Raw genomic sequence first — 22739 nt, 5'->3', positions numbered from 1 at the left:
CGAAGGCCTCCTCCATGAACCCGCATACGCACCTCAACCTCATCATCCGGCCCGAACGCGCCGCCGACATCGAGGCCATCGCCCGAGTCACCGAAGCCGCCTTCCGCGCGGCCCCGCACTCGACCCATACGGAGTCGTTCATCGTCGCCGCGTTGCGGCGCGCCGGCCAGCTGGCGATATCGCTCGTCGCGGAAGACGGCGATCGCCTCGTCGGTCACGTCGCGCTCTCGCCGGTCGCGATCTCATCCGGGGCCGCCGGCTGGTACGGGCTGGGGCCGATATCCGTCACGCCCGACCTGCAGGGTTCGGGAATCGGATCGGCGCTGCTGCGCGCCGCGCTCGCCGAGTTGCCGCGCATCGGCGGACTGGGCTGCGTGGTGCTCGGCGAGCCGGGCTACTACGGCCGCTTCGGCTTCGCCGCGCATCCCGGGCTGCTATTGCCCGGCGTGCCGGCGCCCTACTTTCAGGCGCTGTCGCTCGGCGGACCGCTGCCCGACGGAACGGTGCGCTACCACGCGGCATTCGACGCCACCGAATAAGGTATCGGCCGCCGGTACCGAGCCGCGCGTCGGGATACGCCGGCACGGCGCCGCGGATGTCGTCGAGCGGCCGGGTGCCGGCGGCACCCGGCGACCGCATCTCGTCCGCTCCGGCACCGGCGCGAGAGCGGCCCGCCGCGGCGGCGAGGCCGAAACCCCGCGCGCCGCGCGGCCTTGCGAAGCGCCGCAGCCATCCGTTGATGGCTCCCGCGAAACCGGCGCGGGTAGTCTCGTCTCTCCCATTTCCCACCTCGCCCGTTCCTGACGAACGGCAAACACCGATCCCGCCCAACGCGCTCGCACACCACTCGAACCCGCTCCAGGCGGGCCTCGGCGAGCGTGAATGAGCGCAGAGCATGCATCGACTGCGCAAATTTCGTTTGCCGGAAAGGGCAAATTTTTCAAGAATTCGCCGCACGGATTCAATCAATGGAGCGCATCCGTGCCGAGTGCGAAGCAGTGCGGCATCCCCCTTTTCCAGGCCGGCCGGCAAAGGGGAATGCCGGACGCGCCGCGTATCGGAAGCGTTCGGTCGGCGCGCCGCGCGGCGCGCGCAACGACGCCGCGACCGGCACGGCGGTAACCCGCCGGCCGCGATGCGCCCGCGATCGTTTTCGCGAAGCACGACAGCCTGCGGTCCGTGCCGGACGGCAGGCGTCACCGTATCGGAAAGACCGCGATCGATGCGGAACCTCTCCACGCGTCAAGGCGGACCACGGCGCGACACGCCGCCTGAAACCGGCGCGCGACGCCCTGCGCGCCGATCGCTTTACATGACCAATCGCAGTTCTATTTCCGGAGAAATTCATGAGCACGGGTCAGGCAGTCAACACGCTGCAGCTTCTCGCCAACGAAGTCGCCAAGATCCTCAACGTCGAGCGCGTCGAAACCAACGTCGGCATCGGCGAGCTGGGCATCGATTCGCTGAACGTCGTCGAGCTGATCGTGTTCAGCGAACAGCTTTACGGGTCGATCGATCCGGAACAGATCAACCTGACCCAGACCACGACGCTGGAGGAGCTCGACAGCCGGCTGCTCGCGCAACAGCTGGCCTGAGCGCGGTCGGATCGCACCGCCCTGCAGGGCCGCGTTCGACAGCGGTATTTCAACCTATGAGCCGGAGTGGCCATGTCATTAATGGTGGGAAGGTCGGCTGGCGAAGAGCCAGTCAAGTGGAATTTCGCGGTCGACGCCTATATGGCGGAAAGCTATGACTTCAGCGATCGGGACCTGAACGCGCTGTACCAGAAGGCGAAGGCGAACCAGTGGGACGTCAATACCGACATCGACTGGTCATATCAGGTGAACGGCAGCAATCCGCTCGGCATGCCCGACGCGACGCTCCTGATCTACGGCTCGGACGTCTGGAACAAGCTCGACGAGAAGGGCCGCACCGAAGTCCGGCATCACTGGCAAGGCTGGATGCTGTCGCAGGTCCTGCACGGCGAGCAGGCCGCGATGATCTGCGCCGCGAAGCTCGCGACCGCCGAGGAGAATCTCGACGCGCGGCTGTGCGCGGCCGGACAGATGATCGACGAAGCGCGCCACATCGAAGCGTACGGACGTCTCGTCAACGAGAAACTGCCGATCAGCTATCCGATGAGCCGGTCGCTGAAAAGCCTGCTCGAAGACACGATCACCAGCTCGCATCTGGACATCACCAACCTCGGCATGCAGGTGCTGGTCGAAGGCATCGCGCTGTCGCTGTTTCAAAGCATCGTCAGCTATACGCAGGATCCGTTCATCAAGGATCTGGTCACGCGGATCCAGCGCGACGAAGCCCGGCATTTCGCGATCGGCCGCATCACGCTGAGCCGCGCGTACCGCGAGATGAGCGGCACGGAGCGCAAGGAGCGGGAGGAGTTCGTGTCGGAAGGCGCCCATACGCTGCACGAACACCTGTGCGCCGACGACATCTGGGAACCGATGGGCATGTCCAAGCGCGAATGCAGCCATCTGGTGCGGCACTCGGACGTCGCCAGCTCGATGCGCCGCTCGATTTTCCGTCGGCTCGTGCCGGCGGTCCGCGAGATGGGACTGCTCACGCCGAAGGTGATGGACACGTTCGAGAAGCTGAATGTGCTCGATTACGCCGCGATTCCGGTTGCCACTCAGTAACCGCGCGGGCAACCCGGAGCGAACGGCGGGGCCGACCGCCCTTCGCTCCCCCCGCGGCCGGCGCGGCCGCGAGCGCCGGCCGTCGGCCCCGCTCCGGCAAGCGCTTTCGGTCCTCCGTTCGATGAACTCGCGCACCCAGGCCATCATGACGCACACCCCGGCATCGTCCCCGCTCCCGTCTCCCGCAACCGATGCGCGTCAGGCGGCGGCGCCCGCCCCGCTGCCGCCGATCCGCCGCATCGCGCCCGGCCCGCGCTTCGCCCCGGCCTCGCCGGCGCGCCGTGCCTCGCCGCGAGCGCGCGTGGCGCCCCCCCTCCCGGCGCCGCGCTGACCCGGCCGTACCGCGACGGCCCCCACCCGCGCGACAGACAGCACAGGCCATCGACCCGGACCCCCATGGACGTTCTCACCCAAACCGACCGCACGCCCCGCTCGCTCGTCGCCGACCGGCAGTTCGTCTGGCAGATGGTCGGCGGCTTCATGTCGATGGTCGGCCGCCAGCTCACGCTGAGCGCGCTGCCCTGGCTGATCCTGAATCTGACCCACAGCAGCGTGACCCTGGGCCTCGTGATCGCGGCGCTGGAGCTGCCGCGCGCGGCCTTCACGCTGATCGGCGGCGCGCTGGTGGACCGCCATTCGCCGAAATGGATCCTGCAGCGCTCCACCCTCGCGTCGGCGGCGCTGCTGGGCGGCCTCGGCGTGCTGGTGGTCAGTGGCCAGGCCCGCGTGGAAGCGGTCTACCTGTTCGCGTTCGCGATGGGCGTGGTCGGCGCGTTCTCGGGCCCGGCCGCCGCCTCGCTGGTACCGCAGACCGTGCCGAAGGAGCGTCTGCAATCGGCGCTCGCGATCTTCATGAGCCTCGCGCAGCTGGCCACCTTCCTCGGGCCGCTGCTGACCAGCCTCCTGCTCGTGCTGCCCCGCCTGAAGCTGTTCGACGGCGCGCCGCAAGGCGGCGCGGGCGGACTGGGGCTGGCGTTCCTCTTCAACGCGTTCAGCTACCTGCTGGCGGCGCTGACCCTGACCCGGGTCGTCAGGTTCAACACCGCCGGCGCGGCCGCGCCGGCGAAGGGCCGGATGTTCGCCGCGATCGCGCAGGGCGCGACCTGGATCGGGGCCGATCGCTCGCTGCGCGCGTTGTACGCGTACTGGGCGGTGTCGATCTTCCTGCGCAGCGGCCCCCTGCTGGTGGGACTGCCGCTGCTGATCACCGCGCAGCTGCATCGCGGCGCCGAAGTGGGCGGCACGATGCTGTCGATGCTCGGCGCGGGCAGCATCGCCGGCATGCTGCTGTCGAGCCGGCTGTCGCGCGTGCTGCGGATGTCCGCGGGCAGGCTGCTGTTTCACGTCGACCTGCTGATCGGCGCGATCCTGATCGCCATGAGCCAGATCGGCTCGCCGCTCGCCGGCGGCGCGCTGATGCTGTGCCTCGGTCTGGCCGCGGGCGTCGTCGAGGTCCGCTTGCTCGCGTGGATCCAGGCGCGGATTCCCGCCGAGATGCGCGGGCGCGTGATGAGCTTCCAGATGCTGCTGCTGACCAGCACCGCGCCGCTGTCGTCGATCCTCACCGGCTTTTTCATCCATTACGTCTCGACGCCCGGCCTGTTCGTCGGCGCCGGGGTCGGGCTGCTGGCGGTCGCGCTCTTCGCGATCGCCAGCCCGTTTCTTCGCACCATGGAATAAGCCGGCTGCGACCGGCCGCGAGTCTCCCCCCTTATCCAAGACGCCCGCCATGAACACTTTCGACAAGCACCTTGCCCGCTCCCTGTCGGCCGCGCAGCTCGACCTGTGGATCGCGCACAAGCTCGACGTCACCAATCCGTCGTACAACACGGCGTCTTACGTGGAGTTTCACGAGCCGGTCGATCTGCAGGTATTCGAAAGCGCGCTGCGGCACGTCGTCACCGAAGCCGAATCGCTCACGACCCGCTTCATCGAAACCGACGGCGTGCCCGCGCAGATCATCGGCACGCTCGACGACTGGCACCTGCCGATCGTCGACGTGAGCGGCGAAGCCGATCCGCGCGCGGCGGCCGAGGCCTGGATGCGCCGCGATTTCGGCCGGGCGACGGATCTCACGCGCGACACGCTGTTCGCGTATGCGCTCTTCAAGGTCGCGCCGGAACGGGTGTTCTGGTATCAGCGCTATCACCATCTCGTCGCGGACGGCGTGGCCGCCAGCATGATCCTGCGCCGTATCCTGGAGGTGTACGCGGCCAAGCTGGCCGATGCGCCGCTGCCGGACGGCGCGTTCCAGCCGCTGCGCCTGCTGCTGGAAGACGAAGACACCTATCGCGCCTCGCCGCAGTTCGAGCGCGACCGCGCGTTCTGGCTCAAGCGCTTCGCCGACCGGCCGCAGCCGGCGATGCTGTCGAACCGCGACACCACGGCCGTCTCCCACACCTTCGTGCGCCGCAGCGCGGACCTCGACCGCACGGCGCTCGACCGCCTGCACGCGCACGGCGTCGAGGGCAGTTGGGCGCAGTTGCTGATCGCGGCCACCGCGATCTATCTGCACCGGCTGAGCGGCGCGGAAGACATCGTGCTCGGCCTGCCGGTGCCCGCGCGCATGGGCGTGGCGCGGCAGATCCCGTGCATGGCGGTCAACGTGCTGCCGCTGCGGCTCGCGATCCGCTCGACCGATACGCTCGCCGGCGTCCTCAAGCAGACCGCCCGGGAAATCCTGCAGGCGCAGCTGCGCCAGCGCTACCGCAGCACCGAGCTGAGCCGCGAGCTGGGCCTGTCGGCGCTCGGGCAGCGGCTGTACGGCCCGCAGATCAACATCGCGTTCTTCGACGGCCCCCGCTCGGGTGGCCCGCGCTTCACCTCGCACACGCTGTCGACCGGCGCGCCGGCCGACCTGACGATTTCCGCGTCGATCTCGTCGGTCGACTACGACAGCCTGCGGATCGATTTCGACGGCAATCCCGGGCTGTATACCGAAGCCGAACTGACCGGACATCAGACGCGCCTGTTCCGGCTCATCGAGGACGCGGCCAGCCGCCCCGAGGTCCCGCTCAGCCGACTCGCGCTGCTGGACGCGGCGGCGCGCGACCAGGTCGTGCGCCAATGGAACGACACCGCGGCCGACTATCCGCGCGAGACGCTGCACGCGCGCTTCGAGCAGCAAGCCGCCCGCACGCCCGATGCGATCGCGCTCGAGGACGAAACGGCCAGCCTGTCGTATGCCGAGCTGGATCGCCGCGCGAATCAGCTCGCGCATCATCTGCGCGCGCGGGGCGTCGCGACGGACAGCATCGTCGGGCTGTTCGTCGAGCGCTCGCTCGACATGATGGTCGGCCTGCTCGGCACGCTGAAGGCCGGCGCCGCCTATCTGCCGCTCGATCCCGACTACCCCGCCGAGCGCCTCGCGTACCTGCTCGACGACGCGCGCGTGCCGGTGCTGCTCACCCAGGACCGGCTGCTCGCGCGGCTGCCCGGCACCCGGGCGACGATCGTGCGCCTCGACGGCGAGCGCCCGGCCATCGCCGCGCACCCTGCGGCCCCGCCGCCCGACGCCGCCGGCCCGGCTCAAGGCGCCTACGTGATCTACACGTCGGGGTCGACCGGCAAGCCGAAGGGCGTGATGGTCGAGCATCGCGGCATCGTCAACCGGTTGGCGTGGATGCAGAAAGCTTACCGGCTCGACGCGTCGGACCGCGTGCTGCAGAAGACGCCGTTCGGCTTCGACGTGTCGGTCTGGGAGCTGTTCTGGCCGCTGCTGGAAGGCGCGCGGCTGGTGATGGCCCGCCCCGGCGGACACCGCGACCCGCTCTATCTGGCCTCGGTGATCGATGCCGCCGGCATCACCGTCACCCACTTCGTGCCGTCGATGCTGGACGCCTTTCTCGACAGCGCGCCGGCACGCTGCGGCGCGACGTTGCGCGACGTGATGTGCAGCGGCGAAGCGCTGCGCCCGGACGCGCAGAACCGCTTCCTCGCCCGCTTCTCCGCCCGCCTGCACAACCTGTACGGTCCGACCGAGGCATCGGTGGACGTGAGCTTCTGGCCCTGCCGGCCGGAGGCCGACGCTGTCTCCGTGCCGATCGGCGCGCCGATCGACAACATCCAGCTGTACGTGCTCGACCGGGCGCTGCAGCCGCAGCCGGTCGGCGTTCCCGGCGAGCTGTACATCGCGGGCGTGGGCCTCGCGCGAGGCTACCTGAACCGCCCCGCGCTGAGCGCGGAGCGCTTCGTCGCCAATCCGTTCACGCCGGGCGCGCGCATGTATCGCAGCGGCGATCTGGCGCGCTGGCGCGCGGACGGGCAAATCGAGTATCTCGGCCGGCTCGACCACCAGATCAAGATTCGCGGCCTGCGCATCGAGCTGGGCGAAATCGAAACGGCGGCGCTGGCCGCGCCGGACGTCGCGCAGGTCGCGGTGATCGCGCGCGAAGACACGCCGGGCGCGGCGCGGCTGGTCGCCTATGTGGTGCCGCAGGCCGGCGCGCCGCTGGACGTCGACCGGCTGCGCGAAACGCTCGGGCAGACGCTGCCCGACTACATGGTGCCGTCGGCGTTCGTGCGGATGGACGCGCTGCCGCTGAGTCCGAACGGCAAGCTCGACCGCCGCGCGCTGCCCTCGCCGTCGGACGCCGACTACGCACGCGACGCGTATGCGCCGCCGGTGGGCGAAATCGAGACGCAGCTCGCGACGCTGTGGGCCGATGTGCTCGGCGTCGAGCGCGTCGGCCGCTTCGATCACTTTTTCTCGTTCGGCGGACATTCGCTGCTCGCCGTGAAGCTGCTGGCGCGCTTGCAGCAGGCGCTGGGCGTCGCGATCCCGCTCGCCGACCTGTTCGCCGCGCCCGTGCTCGCGCAGCTTGCCGCGCTGGTCGGCGAACGCCGCGCCCATGCGGACGCCGACGGCGAACCGGTGCCGCCGATCACGGCCGTCGCCCGCGACGGCGCGCTGCCGCTGTCGTTCTCCCAGCAGCGGCTGTGGTTCATCGCGCAGTTCGACGGCGTGAAGGACAGCTATCACATCCCGCTGGCGCTGCGCATGCACGGCGCGCTGGATGCGCTCGCCTGGCGGCGCGCGCTGGATCGCATCTTCGCGCGCCATGAAGCGCTGCGCACGGTGTTCGCCGAAGAAGGCGGCCAGCCGGTCGCGCGGATCCTGCCGCCCGACGGCGGCCTGCCGATGCTCGAACACGATCTGCGCGGCCTGCCGGACGCCGCGCAGCGCGTCGAGCAGCTGTCCGCCGACGAGGCGCACGCGCCGTTCGATCTCGCGCGCGGTCCGCTCGCGCGGGCCCGCCTGATCCGCCTCGCCGACGACACGCATCTGTTCCTGCTCACCCAGCACCACATCGTGTCCGACGGCTGGTCCCAGGGCGTGCTGCTGCGCGAACTGGCCGCGCTCTACGACGCCTTCGCGGCCGGGGGCGACGATCCGCTGGCGCCGCTCGCGCTGCAGTATGCGGACTACGCCGCCTGGCAGCGACGCTGGCTCCGCGGCGACCGCCTGGCGGCGCAGACCGGCTATTGGCGCCGGGCGCTGGCCGATGCGCCGGTGCTGCTCAACCTGCCCACCGACCGAGCGCGTCCGCCGCAGCAGTCGTTCGCGGGCGCGCTGCTGCCGCTGACGCTCGACGCCGGACTCACGCAGGCGCTGCGGCGCCTGAGCCAGCGGCACGGCACCACGCTGTTCGCCACGCTGCTCGCGGCGTGGGCCGCCGTGCTCGGCCGCCTCGCCGGACAGGACGACGTGGTCGTCGGGATCCCGACCGCTAACCGCAACCGGCTGGAAGTCGAGCCGCTGATCGGCTTCTTCGTCAATACGCTGGCGCTGCGCGTCGACCTGTCGGGCCAGCCCAGCGTGGCCGACCTGCTGGCGCGGGTGCGAAGCGCGACCCTGGCCGCGCAGGATCATCAGGACCTGCCGTTCGAACAGGTGGTCGAGATCGTCCAGCCGCCGCGCCGGCTCGACCACACGCCGCTGTTCCAGGCGATGTTCGCGTGGCAGAGCCAGGGCGCGGGCCGCCTCGATCTGCCCGGGCTGCAGGCGTCCGTGGTGCACGGCGGCTACGACATCGTGAAATTCGATCTCGAGCTGCACCTCAGCGAGGACGGCGACACCGTGAGCGGCGCGCTGAACTACGCGACGGCGCTGTTCGACGCGGCCACCGTCGAGCGGCATCGCGGCTACCTGCTCGCGCTGCTCGACGCGATGGTGGCCGACGACCGCCAGCCGGTCGCGCGCATCGACCTGCTGTCCGCCGCCGAACGCACGCTGCTGCTCGACACCTGGAATGCCACCGACGCGTCGTTTCCCGCTCGCCTCGGCACCCATCAGGTCTACGAGGAGCAGGCCCGCCGCACCCCCGGCGCCGAGGCGCTGGTCCACGGCGCCCGCACCCTCACCTATGCCGAAACCAACGCGCTCGCCAACCGCATCGCACACCGCCTGATCGCGTCGGGCGTCCGGCCGGGCGAGCGCGTCGTCACCGTGCTCGAGCGCGGCGTCGCGCTGGTCGCGAGCCAGCTCGCCATCCTCAAGGCCGGCGCCGCCTACGTGCCGATCAACACCCAGACGCCCGTCGAACGCCAGGCGTGGATCATCGAGGACAGCGCCGCGGCCCTCGTGCTGACCGAAGACGGCGCCGCCGTTGCCGGCACCGCGCGGCCCACCGTCGCGGCCGACGCGCTGATGGCCCCCGGCGTCGAGACCGATCCCGGCCTCGCGCTGTCCAGCGAACTGGCCGCCTACGCGATCTACACGTCGGGCTCCACCGGCACCCCCAAGGGCGTGCTGGTGCCGCACCGCGCGATCAACCGGCTGGCGATCAACAGCACCTTCGCGCACTACGGCCCCGGCGACCGGATGGCGTTCGTGTCCAATCCGGCGTTCGACGCCAACACGCTGGAAATCTGGCCGGCCCTGCTCAACGGCGCGGCCGTCGTGATCCTCGACCCGGCCGCGCTGCTGTCGGCGGAGTCGCTCAGGGATACGCTGCGCGACGCCCGCATCAACACGATCTGGCTGACCGTCGGGCTGTTCAACCAGGTCGCCGCCACGCTCGCGCCGATCTTCCCGCAGTTCCGGACCGTGATGGTCGGCGGCGACGCGCTCGATCCGACCGTCATCGCCGACGTGCTGCGCGGCACGCCGCCGCAACGGCTCGTCAACGGCTACGGCCCGACCGAAACGACGGTGTTCGCGGCCACCCACCTGATCGAATCGGTCGATCGCGCCCGCGCGATCCCGATCGGCCGCCCGATCCCCAACACGCGGATCTACCTGCTCGACGAACACCGCCGGCCGGTGCCGCTCGGCGCGCCCGGCGAACTCTACATCGGCGGGCCGGGCGTCGCGCTCGGCTATCTGAACCGGCCCGAGCTGAGCGCCGAGCGCTTCCTGGACGATCCGTTCAGTCCGGTGCCCGGCGCGCGCATGTACCGCAGCGGCGACCTGGGGCGCTATCGAAGCGACGGCAACATCGAGTTCCTCGGCCGCAACGACCAGCAGGTCAAGATTCGCGGCTTCCGGATCGAGCCCGGCGAGATCGAGATGCGCCTGACCGGACATCCGGACGTGCGCGAGGCAGCCGTGATCGTGCGCGAGGACACGCCGGGCGACAAGCGCCTCGTCGCGTATCTCACGGCCTCGGCGGATCCGGAACGGCAGCCGGCGCAGCTGGCGAGCCGCCTGCGCACCTACCTGGGCGGCCTCCTGCCCGACTACATGGTGCCGGCGGCGTACGTGGTGCTCGACGCGCTGCCGCTCACGCCGAACGGCAAGCTCGACCGGCGCGCGCTGCCTGCGCCGGAAGGCGCGGATTTCGCCCGCGAGGAATACGCGGCGCCGGAAGGCGCGACGGAAATCGCGCTGGCCGCGCTGTGGGAGACGCTGCTCGGCGTCGAGCGGGTCAGCCGCTTCGACAACTTCTTCGCGCTGGGCGGCCATTCGCTGCTCGCCGTGCAGTTGATCGAGCGGCTGCGCGGCCAGGGGCTCGGCGCCGACGTGCGCGCGCTGTTCGCCGCGCCCACGCTGGCGGCGCTGGCCGCCTCGCTGGGCGAACATCGCGAGGTGCCGGTCCCCCCCAACGCGATCGCGCCGGACTGCACGGCCATCACGCCCGACATGCTGCCGCTGATCGACCTCGCGCAGCACGACATCGACCGCATCGTCGGCCAGGTGCCCGGCGGCGTCTCCAACGTCCAGGACATCTACGCGCTGTCGCCGCTGCAGGACGGGATCCTGTTCCACCACATGCTCGCCACCGAGGGCGATCCGTACCTGCTGCTCGATCATCTGTCGTTCGACACGCGCGAACTGCTCGACCGCTATCTCGCCGCCGTGCAGCAGGTGGTCGACCGGCACGACATCCTGCGCACCGCGTTCGTCTGGGAACGCCTGTCCCGCCCCGCGCAGGTGGTCTGGCGCCGCGCGCCGCTCAGCATCATGGAGGTGACGCACGAGCTGCACGACGGACCGGTGCGGGAACAACTCGCGCACCGCTACGATCCGCGCCGCCATCGCATCGACCTGAGCCGGGCGCCGCTGCTGCGCTTCGTCGTCGCGCAGGCGCCCGACGGGCGCTGGATCCTGCAACAGCAGCAGCATCACCTGATCGGCGATCACTCGACGCAGGAAATCCTCTACGGCGAAGTGCGCGCGCTGCTCGAACAGCGCGCCGACACCCTCGCCGCGCCGCAGCCGTACCGCAACCTCGTGGCGCAGGCGCGCCTCGGCGTGAGCGAGGCCGAGCACGAGCGCTTCTTCCGCGCGATGCTCGGCGACGTGACCGAGCCGACGCTGCCGTTCGGGCTCGCCGAAGTGCGCCGCGACGGCAGCAGCGTGACGGAGTCGCGCGCGATGGTGCCCGCCGCGCTGAACGCGCGGCTGCGCGCGCAGGCGCGGCGCCTCGGCGTCAGTCTCGCCAGCCTGTGCCATCTGGCGTGGGCGATGGTGCTGGCCCGCACGAGCGGCCAGCCGCAGGTCGCGTTCGGCACCGTGCTGTTCGGCCGCATGCAGGCCGGCGAAGGCGCGGACCGGGCGATGGGCCTGTTCATCAACACGCTGCCGCTGCGCCTGTCCGCCGACGGGACCGGGATCGAGACGGCGCTGCGCGACACCCATGCGCGGTTGACGGACCTGCTCGCGCACGAACATGCGCCGCTCGCGCTCGCGCAGCGTTGCAGCGGCGTGGACGCATCGACGCCCCTCTTCAGCGCGCTGCTGAACTACCGCCACAACAATCTGCCCGACGCGGACGCGAGCGCGCGGGCCGGCATCGAATGGCTGGGCGGCGACGAGCGCACCAACTATCCGTTCACGCTGTCGGTCGAGGACTACGGCAGCGCGCTGGGGCTGACCGCCCAGGTCGTGCAGCCGTTCGCGCCCGAGCGCATCGGCGCCTACATGCAGCAGGCGCTGGAGAGCATGGCCGGCGCGCTCGAAACCGCGCCGGACACGCCGGTCGATCGGCTCGAGGTCGTGCCCGCCGACGAGCGCGCGCTGCTGCTGCGCGGCTGGAACGCGACCGACGTGCCGCCCGCCGCCGCGCGCCTTGTCCACCAGCAGTTCGAGGACCAGGCGAGCCGGACGCCGGATGCGGTGGCGCTGGTCGACGAGGCCCGGACCCTGCGCTACGCGGCGCTCAACGCGCAGGCGAATCGCCTCGCTCACGCGCTGATCGACGCGGGCGTGCGGCCCGATGCGCGCGTGGCGATCTGCGCCGAGCGCAGCATCGAGATGGCGATCGCGATCCTCGCGATCCTGAAAGCGGGCGGCGCGTACGTGCCGATCGACGTCAGCTACCCCGCCGAGCGCCTCGCGCACCTGCTCGCCGACGCCGAGCCGGTGCTGCTGCTCGCCGACGCGGCGGGACGCGACGCGCTGCCCGCGGCGCACGGCGTGCGCGTGCTGGCGCTCGACGCGCCGCTGCCCGACGGCCTGCCCGAGCGCAATCCTCAAGTGCCCGGCCTGACGCTCGACAATCTGATCTACGTGATCTACACGTCGGGTTCGACCGGCCTGCCCAAGGGCGTGATGGTCGAGCACCGCGGCTTCCGCAACCTGATGGACTGGTATCTCGGCGATCTCGGGTTCGACGGCGGCGACCGGGCGTTGCTCGTGTCGTCCTACAGCTTCGACCTCACCCAGAAGAACATCCTGGGGCCGCTGATGGTCGGCGGCAGCCTGCATCTCACGCGGGAATTCTTCAATCCGGCCGCGCTGCTCGATCGGATCCGCCGAGACGGCATCACCCACGTCAACCTGTCGCCGAGCGCGTTCTATTCGCTGATCGACGCCGACACCGCAGGCGGGCTCTCGCGGCTGCGCCGGGTCGTGCTCGGCGGGGAGCCGATCCAACTGAGCCGGCTGCGGACGCTGGCCGCGCCCCACCCCGAGATCATCAACAGCTACGGGCCGACCGAGTGCAGCGACGTCGCGGGATGGCATCGCATGCACGCCGACCTCGACCGCTATCCGGGCCCGTCCGCGCCGCTCGGCAAGCCGCTGCGCAACATGCGGCTCTACGTGCTCGACGCGCGACGCCGGCCGGTGCCGCTGGGCGCGGTCGGCGAGCTGTACATCGGCGGCGTGGGCGTGGCGCGCGGCTACCTGAAGCGCCCCGAGCTGAGCGCCGAGCGCTTCGTCGACGATCCGTTCAGCCCGCACGACGGCGCCCGCATGTACCGCACCGGCGATCTCGCGCGCTGGCAGCCCGACGGCGAACTCGACTACCTCGGCCGCAACGATCACCAGGTGAAGATCCGCGGCTTCCGGATCGAGCTGGGCGAAATCGAGGCCCGGCTGACCGGGTATCCCGGCGTGCGCGACGCCGTGGTGATCGCCCGCGACGACGACACCGGCTCGCCGCGCCTCGTGGCCTACGTCGTCGCCGCGCCCGGCGACGATCTGGCGGCGGCGTGGCGCGCGCATCTGAGCGCCGCGCTGCCCGCCTACATGGTGCCCGCGGCGTTCGTGCGGGTCGATGCGCTGCCGCTGACCCCGAACGGCAAGCTCGATCGCCGCGCGCTGCCCGCGCCGGAGACCGACGCGTATGCCCGGCAGGACTACGAACCGCCCTGCAACGAGGCGGAAACGCTGCTCGCGTCGCTGTGGAGCGACCTGCTCGGCGTGGACCGGGTGGGCCGCCACGACAACTTCTTCGAACTCGGCGGTCACTCGCTGCTCGCCGTGCGCCTGCTCGCGCGCCTGTCGCAGACGCTGGGCGTCGACGTGCCGCTGACCACGCTGTTCGCGTCCCCGTCGCTCGCGCAGCTGGCGGACGCGATCGCCGCCCATCGCGGCGACGGCCGCGCCGCCGCGCTGCCGCCCCTCGTGCCCGCGCCGCGCGACGGCGCGCTGCCGCTGTCGTTCGCGCAGCAGCGCCTGTGGTTCCTGACCCAGCTCGACGGCGTCAGCGTCACGTACCACGTGCCGCTCGCGCTGCGCCTGCGCGGCACGCTGGACGTCGTCGCGCTGCACCGGGCGCTGGATCGCGTGCTGGCGCGCCATGAAGCGCTGCGCTCGGGCTTCGTCAGCGTGAACGGCCAGCCCCGGCTCAGCGTGCTGCCGGCCGGCATCCGCCTGCCGCTGGACGAATACGATCTGCGCGCGGCGCCGAACGCGCCGCAGCGGCGCGCGCAGCTGTGCGCCGACGCGGTCAATGCGCCGTTCGATCTGGAGCGCGGGCCGCTGATGCGCGCGCGCCTGATCCGCGACGACGACACGTCCTGGCTGCTGTTGCTCACGCTGCACCACATCGCGTCCGACGGCTGGTCGCTCGCGGTGCTGATGCGCGAACTCGACGCGCTGTATGCGGCGTTCGCGGCGGGCCGCGACGATCCGCTGCCGCCGCTGGACATCCAGTACCCCGACTACGCGCTCTGGCAGCGCGCATGGCTCACCGACGAGCGCATCGCGGCCGGAGCCGAATACTGGCGCCGCACGCTCGCCGGCGCGCCGGCGCTGCTGTCGCTGCCGACCGACCGGCCGCGCCCCGCGCAGCAGTCGTTCGACGGCGCCACGGTGCCGCTGCGCATCGACGCACCGCTCGCCGATGCGCTCCGGCAGTTGAGCCGGCGTCACGGCACGACGCTCTACATGACCCTGCTCGCGGCCTGGGCCGCCGTGCTGTCGAAACTGTCCGGCCAGCACGACGTCGTGATCGGCACGCCGGCCGCGAACCGCAATCACGCCGGGCTCGGCGCGTTGATCGGCTTCTTCGTCAATACGCTCGCGATGCGCATCGACCTGTCCGGCGAGCCCAGCGTCGCCGGCCTGCTCGCTCATGTGCGCGACACGGTGCTGGCGGCGCAGGATCATCAGGCGCTGCCGTTCGAGAAGGTCGTCGAGATCGTCAATCCGCCGCGCCGGCTCGATCACACGCCGCTGTTCCAGGTGATGTTCGCGTGGCAAGGCAGCGGCGCGGGCGCGTTCACGCTGCCCGGCCTCGCGGTCGAGGCCGAGGAGATCGCCTACGACGCCGCCAAGTTCGATCTCGAACTGACGCTGGGCGAAACGGACGGCGTCATCGCGGGCGAACTGCGCTATGCGACGGCGCTGTTCGACGAAGCCACCGTCGTGCGTCAGCGCGGCTATCTGCTGGCGCTGCTCGGCGCCATGACGGCCGACCCGGCGCAGCCGGTCGAGCGCATCGATCTGCTGTCCGCCGACGAACGCACGCTGCTGCTCGGCACCTGGAACGCGACCGCCGCGCCGTTTCCCGAGCAGCACTGCCTGCATCAGCAGGTCGAGGAACAGGTGCGCAAGACGCCGTCGGCCGTCGCGCTGCGCTACCGCGACCAGACGCTGTCGTACGCGGAACTCAACGCGCGCGCGAATCGCCTCGCGCACCGGCTGATCGCGCTCGGCGTGGGGCCGGACGCGCTCGTCGCGATCTGCGCGGAACGCAGCATCGAGATGGTCGTCGGGCTGCTGGGCATCCTGAAGGCCGGGGGCGCCTACGTGCCGCTCGACCCGACCTATCCCGGCGACCGGCTCGCGTACATGCTCGGCGACGCCGCTGCGGCGCTGCTGCTCGCCGACGCGGCGGGACGCGCGGCGCTGGCGGGCGTCGCGTTGCCGACGGTGCTCGCGCTGGACGCGCCGCTCTCCGGCGACTTGCCCGAAATCGATCCGGTCGTGCCGGCGCTCGATCCGGGCCATCTCGCCTACGTGATCTATACGTCGGGCTCGACCGGCCGGCCCAAAGGCGCGCAGAACGAACATCGCGGGGTCGTCAACCGGCTCGAATGGATGCAGCAGGCCTATGCGCTCGACGCGACGGATGCCGTGCTGCAGAAGACCCCGTTCGGCTTCGACGTGTCGGTGTGGGAGTTTTTCTGGCCGCTGCTGACCGGCGCGACCCTCGTGATCGCGCCGCCCGGCGCGCATCAGGATCCGCGCGCGCTGATCGATCTGATCGTCGCGCAGCGGATCACCACGCTGCACTTCGTGCCGTCCATGCTCGGCAGCTTCCTGGAGATGGACGGCGTCGAGCGCTGCACGTCGGTGCGGCGGCTCGTGTGCAGCGGCGAGGCGCTGCCGCCCGCCAGCGTACGCAAGTGCCGTCAGGCGCTGCCGGCGGCGGGGCTGTTCAACCTGTACGGCCCGACCGAGGCCGCCATCGACGTGACCGCGTGGTCCTGTCCCGCCGGGTTCGACGGCGGCATCGTGCCGATCGGCAAGCCGATCTCGAACCTGCGGATCTACCTGCTCGACCGTCACGGCCAGCCGGTCCCGCTCGGCGCGGTCGGCGAGCTGTACATCGCCGGCACGGGCGTCGGGCGCGGCTACCTGAACCGGCCGGAGCTGACCGCCGAGCGCTTCGTCGCGGACCCGTTCGCGACCGGCCGCGACGCGCGCATGTACCGGACCGGCGATCTTGCCCGCTATCTGCCGGACGGCACGATCGAATATCTCGGCCGCAACGACCATCAGGTGAAGATTCGCGGGTTCCGGATCGAACTGGGCGAAATCGAGGCCCGGCTGGCCGCCTGCGGGCTGAAGGAGCCGGTGGTGATCGCACGCGAGGACGCGGCGGGCGACAAGTGGCTGGTCGCCTATCACGCGGGCGACGAACAGCCCGCCGCCGCGTTGCGCGCGCAACTGCTGCGCACGCTGCCCGACTACATGGTGCCCGCCGTCTACGTGGCGCTGGAACGCATGCCGCTCAGTCCCAACGGCAAGCTGGACCGCAAGGCGCTGCCCGAGGTCGGCGCGCAGGCCGTGTCGCGGCGGGATCACGTCGCGCCGGTCGGCGATCTGGAAAGCGACATCGCGACGCTCTGGGCGGAGATGCTGGAAGCCGACCGCGTGGGCCGGACCGACAACTTCTTCGAACTGGGCGGCCATTCGCTGCTCGCCATTCGCATGCTGGTGCGGCTGCAGCAGAGCCGCGGCGTCGCGCTGCCGATCAGCGCGCTGTTCAAGGCGCCCACGGTCGCGGAGCTGGCCGCCGCGCTGGCGCGAGGCCAGGACGCGGGCCACGGCAGCTTCGACATCGTGCTGCCGCTGCGCGCGGAGGGCGACGCGGCGCCGCTGTTCTGCTTCCCGCCCAGCTTCGGCCTGAGCTGGTGCTACAGCGGCCTGATTCCGCTCGTGCATGAACGGCGGCCGATCTACGGTCTGCAATCCCCGGCGTTCTCGGCACCGGATGCGCAGGCGGACTACAGCGCCGACGAACTCGTCGATGTGTTCCTGCAGCGCATGCTCGACGTGCAGCCCGACGGCGACTATCACCTGCTCGGCTGGTCGTTCGGCGGCGGCATCGCGCATGCCGTCGCCACGCGTCTGCAGCGCTCGGGCAGGACGGTCCGCTCGCTCACGCTGCTCGACAGCGTGCCGCCGCAGCGAATCGCGTCGGACGCGCCCGAGGATGCGCAGATCCTCGCCGAAATCGTCGAGGCCTTCGTGCCGGGCTCGCCGGACGCGGACGCCGCGACGCTCACGCTGGCGCGCGCGGTCGATCTCGTCTGCCGCGAGACCGGCAAGTTGCGCGAGGTCGTCGCGCGGATGCTGGACACCACGCTGCGAGTCACCCGCCATCACGCGGCGATTCTCGAGGATTTCCGGCTGCACCCGTTCGACGGCGACATCGTGCTGTTCGCCGCCGCGCGCAGCGACGAACCCGCGGCGGCGTCCGACTGGCGCCCGCTGGTGAACGGCAGCGTGGCCGTTCATGCGATCGACGCCGCGCACAACGCGATGACCCGACCCGAATCGCTGGCCGTCATTTGCGACGTGCTGGCACCGGCGATCCACGCCGGCCACGCCTGATCAGGAGAAACGAAATGAGCACGCTGTTCGAAGACGATGCAAGCCGCTACCGGGTGCTGATCAATGCCGACGGCCACTACTCGCTCTGGCCCGAGTCGATCGAGGTGCCCGCGGGGTGGACGGTCGTCGTGCCGCCCAGCCCCCGGCGCGAAGCGCTCGACTACGTCGACGCGCATTGGTCCGGCATGCGTTCGCCCGATCCGGGCGGCCTGCATTGATGCGCCGCGCGCCGTCGCCGGCGGCGACACCTATCGAAACCGGCCACGCGTACCTGCCTTAACGGACAGGACGCCGCGCGCGATGCGAGTGATACCGTCTCCCGAACAGGATTTTCGTTCGTTACACGTTGCGGTTCCCACCGATCCACGGAGTTCGACATGACAGCCATCGCAGTAGCAGAAGCCCCGAGCATCCTCTCGACCACGCCGTTCGACGATGTCTTCCATCGCATGTTCGAGGTCATCGACACCCGGCAATTTTCCCGGCTGCCCGAGTTCTTTCATCCTCGCGTGGTCTATGAAAGGCCGGGGTACGACGCCATCGACGGCTTGCCGGCGCTGATCCATTTCTACGAGAAGGTCCGGATCATCGTCGAGGGGCGCCACACGATCCATTCGGTGTTCCAGTCGGGCATCGACGGCGCCGCGGTATCCGGGTCGTTCAAGGGCGTATCGGTGCAGGGCGACGCGCTGAGCGAGCCGTTCTGCGACGTCTACTTTTTCGAGAACGACAGGATCGTTCGCCGGAAAACCTTCTTCTTCAGAAAAGCCATTTAAGCACCGTGCCCGCCGGCATCGGTCCGCCGACCGATGCCGCCCGTCCAATCAAACGTTGATGTTCACATGAGTCCTACACATGGTATGACGCCGGCCTGGCTATGGGTCGTGCTGTTGCTGGTCGTCTGGCGCGCGATCCGGTCGTTGCGGCCGAAGATCATGTCCGTCTCCCGGCTGCTGATTTTCCCCGGGCTGTTTTCCGTCTGGAGCATCGGCGGTATCGAGCAGCGTTTCGAACTGCATGCGGTGTCCGGCATGCCGATGCTGATCGCGCTGATCGTCGGCGTGTGGGCGGGCTGGATCGCCGCCGGCGTGGGAACGGTGCGCGCCGATCGCGACAACGGCCTGATCGAGCGGCCCGGCGGAATCGTTCCGCTCGCCGTCGTGCTGATCAGCATCGGCGGCAAGATGCTGTTCTTCTCCGGCGGCGCGACGAGCACGCTGGCGATCCTGTTCTCCATCGTGCTGCTGGGGCTGCTCTGGGGACGGACGCTCCACTACTGGATCCGGTACACGCAGGCGCCTCATACGGCGCTGAATCTGGCGACGCGCTAAATAGGAGGCGCGGTGTCCGGGCGACGGGCGGCAGACGGCGCGAAGCGTGCGCGCCCGGGTGCCGCGTGCCGTTCGCGACGCGTGGTTCCGCGCGCCGGACGCGCGGGCATCGGCGCGGCCGGAACCGGCCCGGTGCATTCTCCCAGCGCATGCATTGCTTGAAAAGATTCCGTTTGTCGGCCGGGGGGCTTTTGACAACAATCCACCACACTCGAATGCAAGCGGCCCCGTCGCCAGACGTCGGCCGCTCGGTACGAATCGTCATCGCCGAATCCGGAAAAGCAGGGTCGAACGCCTGCGAACACGCATCCTTGCACGCCTCACGGGAGAGACCGCCATGTCAGTCGAAGCTGATCGTACGAGCGCGATCAATATTCGGAGAAAGTACGCCACCGAGGCCCACGCGCTGAGCGCGATCCGGCCGTTGCGCTGCGGATGGGTGATCGGCCGCCAGTGGCTCGGCATCGCGGTCGCGTTCGCGCTGCCGGTGCTCGTCGTCCAGGCACTGACCGGACAGACCGGCCTGTGGCACGCGCTCTCGACCCTGCCGCTGCCGCAGGCGCTCGCCGTCGCGGCGTGCCTCCTCGTCGCCTATGTCTATCTGGCCTGCAAGCAGCATGCGCTCGGCATCGTGATGCACGACGCCACGCATTTCCGTCTGCTCGAATCCCGCAAGCGCAACGATCTCGTCAGCAACTGGCTGTGCGCGTTTCCGACCGGCATGGTGACGTCCTGCTATCGCCGCAGCCACCTGCCGCATCACCTGTTCACGAACAAGCCGAACGATCCGTACTGGGTGACGCTCGTCAAGGACCAGAACTATGCGTTTCCGAAGCCCGCGTCGTCGTTCCTGCGCATCCTGCTCGGCGATCTGTTCGGCCTGAATCTCCGGATCTGGTGGCCGACGCTGCGCACCTGGACAGGCTGGAGCAGCGTGCTCAGCAATCGCGAGAAGCTGGTGACGCAGTCGGAGCGCTGGCAATTCATCGCGTTCTGGATCGGCGTCGCGGCGCTGATGACGTATGCGGGGCTGCTGTCGTATTTCCTGCTGCTGTGGGTACTGCCGATCTTCACGCTGTCGCTCGCGTTCATCCGGATTCGCGTGGTCGCGGAGCACGACCTGGACAAGAGCGAGAACGAGCTGGAGCGCACGCGCCACATCGACGGCAACTGGTTCGAGCGGCTCGCGCTGGCGCCGCTCAACATCAACTACCACATCGCGCATCACCTGTTTCCCAGCGTGCCGCTCTACAACCTGCCGAAGATGCACGCGCTGCTGATGCAGGAAGACGCCTTCCGCACTCAGGCGCAGCGTTGGAAAAGCTACCTCGGCCGCGACCGGGGGATGGTGAGCTCGCTGCTCACGCGGTAGCGCGGCTAGCGTGACCGCACGGCCCGCTCGGCCGTGCGGCGAGGCCGAACCGGATCGTTGCCGGTCGGCGCCGACCCCGGCGCCCCTCGAGGTTGACGAAAACCGGCGATGATCCATCCGCATGCGGGCGATCGCCGTTGCCGCGCGGCGGACACGCCGTCCGATGCCGATCCAAGGCGAAGCCATCCGCCGGGCACCGGTGCCCGGCCGCCGCGCGCCGCATCCGCTGCCGGCACCGGGCCTTGTCCGGCCCCGCGCCGACAGCGGATCGTCCGTTCACTCGAACTGACACGCGGAACGCGGCAACGCCGAGAGCGTTTCGCTCGACAGCTTCAGGATCCCGTCGATGCGCGCGTTGTTGTCCGCCGGGCAGAAATCCGCCAGCGTCATGCCGTCTGGCCGCATGTACTCGACGTTGAACACGGCCTTGTTCGATGCGATGAAGCCGGCATAGCGGTCGCATTCGCCGTAGTTGTTGCACTGTTCGTTGAGCACCCAGTCCGCCACGTTCGCCATGTCCTTGGCGAGGCCCGTTCCGTTCTTCAGACCCATCGACATGCCCCGCTCGTGCGCCGCGCCGATCAGCGCCGTGTCGTAGCGGATCTGATCGTCGCGCGTGATCGGGAAACGCGTGTCCTGGGTATAGGAATCGTCGAGGTCGGGTTCCACGCCGTCGCAGCCCTTGTCCCTCGCCTTGTCGAGACGCGCCAGCATGAGCGGCATCAGGATCGCGCTCTGGCGGATATCGAGCCAGCGCTCCTCGTCCTCATAGCCCGGAACGGGCTTGCCGAGCACGCTGTCGGGAAACCGGCTCGCGTCGGAGCGGGATTTCTCCCAGCCGCCGACCTCCATGTAGCAGACGACGTAGATGCCCTTCGCCTTCAGGCGCTGAATCGTGGCGACATCGGTCAGTTCCATGTCGACGTCGTACATCTTGCGGGTGTTGTTGGCGCGGTCGAGGACGGTCTCGTCGATCTTCTTGCCGTCGATCTGCCATTGCCAGCTCGTCCCGGGCACCAGCGGTTTCCAGGTCGCGGCCTGGGCGAGCGGCCGCGCCGCCGGCAACGCGGAAGCACCCGGCGCGCCCGATCCGGAATCGCCTCCGCAAGCGGACAGCAGCAGGATCAACATGAACGAACACAGTGATTTTCCGGACATGGCGAGTGTCTCCCTTCGGCGCGTTGTCTGATCGTGAAGATGGCGGGAAGAAGCGCGAAATCAGAAGCGGGATGCGAGATGCGAGAAGCCGGCCGGCACGCGATCGCGGAAGGATCGGGCGAGCTGAAAAAATGGTAGCCGCGCCGCGTCGGCGGGACTGTTCTTTTTTGTCGACATTTGTTGAAGACGGCAAGCCTGCGCGACGTGTATCGGCAAGGCCGGACGCATGTCGCGTCACGAACGCGGCAGCGCGAACGCGAGCGGTGAGATGCGCCGAAACATTCGCCGCCGCGCGCCGCCTGCTTTCGCCTCGCGCGATGCAGTTCGCGTCGCCAGGGCTTCACCTCGGGCGTTCATGCCCGCGCATACGCAGGCGTCACGTCGTCGCGAGTTCTCCCGGCAGGCGCCACCACGCCCCCCACGCGTTCGCCAACCGCTCGCCGCGTCCCAGCCGGAGCGCCGCGTCGTCGAAATCGACCCAGACGATCTGATCGGCGAGCGCCGGCGCCTCGGGCGTTTCGCTGCTGCGGCCGTCCGACAGCACCCAGACCCAGCGCTGCTGCCGGGGCCGCCGGCGCGCGGCGCGCGCCAGCACGCGCTGCACGGCGGCCACGCCGTGCGCGAGCGGCGTGCCGCCTCCGCCGCCGACCGGCGCGAGCCAGCGCTCGTTCCACCAGCGCGGCACGGCCGGACCGAAACGCAGATCGGCCGCGTCCCCGCCGAAGCAGACCAGCGCGGTTTCGGCGCGCTCGCGCGCGGCCCGATCGAACAGCGCGACGATCAGCCCTTTCGCCCGCGCGAGCCGTTCGCCGTCGAGCATCGAGGCGGAACAATCGAGCAGGAAACAATGCAGCACGCCGTCGTGCGCGGCGCGCGGCCGGTAGCGCAGATGTTCGGCCCGCAGGCGCGCGCCGCGCCGAGCCGCGAGCGTCGCGGGCCACGCGATCCGCGCGCCGGGCCGCCCGCGCGGATCGCGCGGGTCGCGC

General features: G+C 70.1%; 11 protein-coding genes. 9 read left to right on the top strand and 2 right to left on the bottom strand.

The genetic code is table 11. The annotated features are described in order from the left end of the window. Positions 1-14 precede the first annotated feature (14 nt). The 9 genes from RZR99_RS02810 to RZR99_RS02770 all read left to right on the top strand — a co-directional run bounded on the left by RZR99_RS02810 (position 15) and on the right by RZR99_RS02770 (position 20595). Entirely contained in the window at positions 15-539 is a 525-nt protein-coding gene (locus tag RZR99_RS02810; protein ID WP_323118214.1) for a GNAT family N-acetyltransferase, read from the top strand. An 807-nt stretch (positions 540-1346) separates the two neighbouring features. After that, positions 1347-1595 (top strand): phosphopantetheine-binding protein, encoded by a 249-nt coding sequence (locus RZR99_RS02805; protein WP_323118213.1) that lies wholly within the window; start codon positions 1347-1349, stop codon positions 1593-1595. Positions 1596-1667: 72 nt separating this feature from the next. Then, a complete protein-coding gene (locus RZR99_RS02800; protein WP_323118212.1) occupies positions 1668-2657 on the top strand; it encodes a ferritin-like domain-containing protein in 990 nt (329 codons plus the stop codon). A gap of 396 nt (positions 2658-3053) precedes the next feature. Beyond that, complete coding sequence (locus RZR99_RS02795; protein WP_323118211.1) at positions 3054-4337, top strand: MFS transporter; 1284 nt, start codon at positions 3054-3056, stop codon at positions 4335-4337. A gap of 49 nt (positions 4338-4386) precedes the next feature. After that, positions 4387-17892, top strand: coding sequence for a non-ribosomal peptide synthetase (locus tag RZR99_RS02790; protein WP_323118210.1), 13506 nt, complete (start codon positions 4387-4389; stop codon positions 17890-17892). Between the two features lie 14 nt (positions 17893-17906). Beyond that, positions 17907-18110, top strand: coding sequence for an MbtH family protein (locus RZR99_RS02785; protein WP_323118209.1), 204 nt, complete (start codon positions 17907-17909; stop codon positions 18108-18110). Between the two features lie 159 nt (positions 18111-18269). Next, complete coding sequence (locus RZR99_RS02780; RefSeq protein ID WP_323118208.1) at positions 18270-18668, top strand: nuclear transport factor 2 family protein; 399 nt, start codon at positions 18270-18272, stop codon at positions 18666-18668. 66 nt (positions 18669-18734) lie between these two features. Continuing rightward, entirely contained in the window at positions 18735-19223 is a 489-nt protein-coding gene (locus RZR99_RS02775; RefSeq protein ID WP_323118207.1) for a hypothetical protein, read from the top strand. 367 nt (positions 19224-19590) lie between these two features. Then, positions 19591-20595, top strand: coding sequence for a fatty acid desaturase family protein (locus RZR99_RS02770; protein WP_323118330.1), 1005 nt, complete (start codon positions 19591-19593; stop codon positions 20593-20595). Between the two features lie 276 nt (positions 20596-20871). Here the strand turns inward: RZR99_RS02770 and RZR99_RS02765 are convergent, their stop codons facing one another. Then, positions 20872-21753: an endo alpha-1,4 polygalactosaminidase gene (locus tag RZR99_RS02765; RefSeq protein ID WP_323118206.1), complete on the bottom strand. Its 882-nt coding sequence runs from the start codon at positions 21751-21753 to the stop codon at positions 20872-20874. Between the two features lie 376 nt (positions 21754-22129). Beyond that, entirely contained in the window at positions 22130-22699 is a 570-nt protein-coding gene (locus tag RZR99_RS02760; RefSeq protein ID WP_323118329.1) for a vWA domain-containing protein, read from the bottom strand. Positions 22700-22739 lie beyond the last annotated feature (40 nt).

Source organism: Burkholderia alba (genome assembly GCF_034721475.1).
Taxonomy (GTDB): domain Bacteria; phylum Pseudomonadota; class Gammaproteobacteria; order Burkholderiales; family Burkholderiaceae; genus Burkholderia; species Burkholderia alba.
The sequence above is the reverse complement of the archived record's forward strand: the minus strand, read 5'-3'. Positions and strand labels throughout refer to the sequence as shown.

Bases quoted from the DNA above. Each gene is read 5' to 3' on its own strand.
- RZR99_RS02810 (WP_323118214.1), top strand. From the start codon at position 15: ATGAACCCGCATACGCACCTCAACCTCATCATCCGGCCCGAACGCGCC.
- RZR99_RS02805 (WP_323118213.1), top strand. From the start codon at position 1,347: ATGAGCACGGGTCAGGCAGTCAACACGCTGCAGCTTCTCGCCAACGAA.
- RZR99_RS02800 (WP_323118212.1), top strand. From the start codon at position 1,668: ATGTCATTAATGGTGGGAAGGTCGGCTGGCGAAGAGCCAGTCAAGTGG.
- RZR99_RS02795 (WP_323118211.1), top strand. From the start codon at position 3,054: ATGGACGTTCTCACCCAAACCGACCGCACGCCCCGCTCGCTCGTCGCC.
- RZR99_RS02790 (WP_323118210.1), top strand. From the start codon at position 4,387: ATGAACACTTTCGACAAGCACCTTGCCCGCTCCCTGTCGGCCGCGCAG.
- RZR99_RS02785 (WP_323118209.1), top strand. From the start codon at position 17,907: ATGAGCACGCTGTTCGAAGACGATGCAAGCCGCTACCGGGTGCTGATC.
- RZR99_RS02780 (WP_323118208.1), top strand. From the start codon at position 18,270: ATGACAGCCATCGCAGTAGCAGAAGCCCCGAGCATCCTCTCGACCACG.
- RZR99_RS02775 (WP_323118207.1), top strand. From the start codon at position 18,735: ATGAGTCCTACACATGGTATGACGCCGGCCTGGCTATGGGTCGTGCTG.
- RZR99_RS02765 (WP_323118206.1), bottom strand. From the start codon at position 21,753: ATGTCCGGAAAATCACTGTGTTCGTTCATGTTGATCCTGCTGCTGTCC.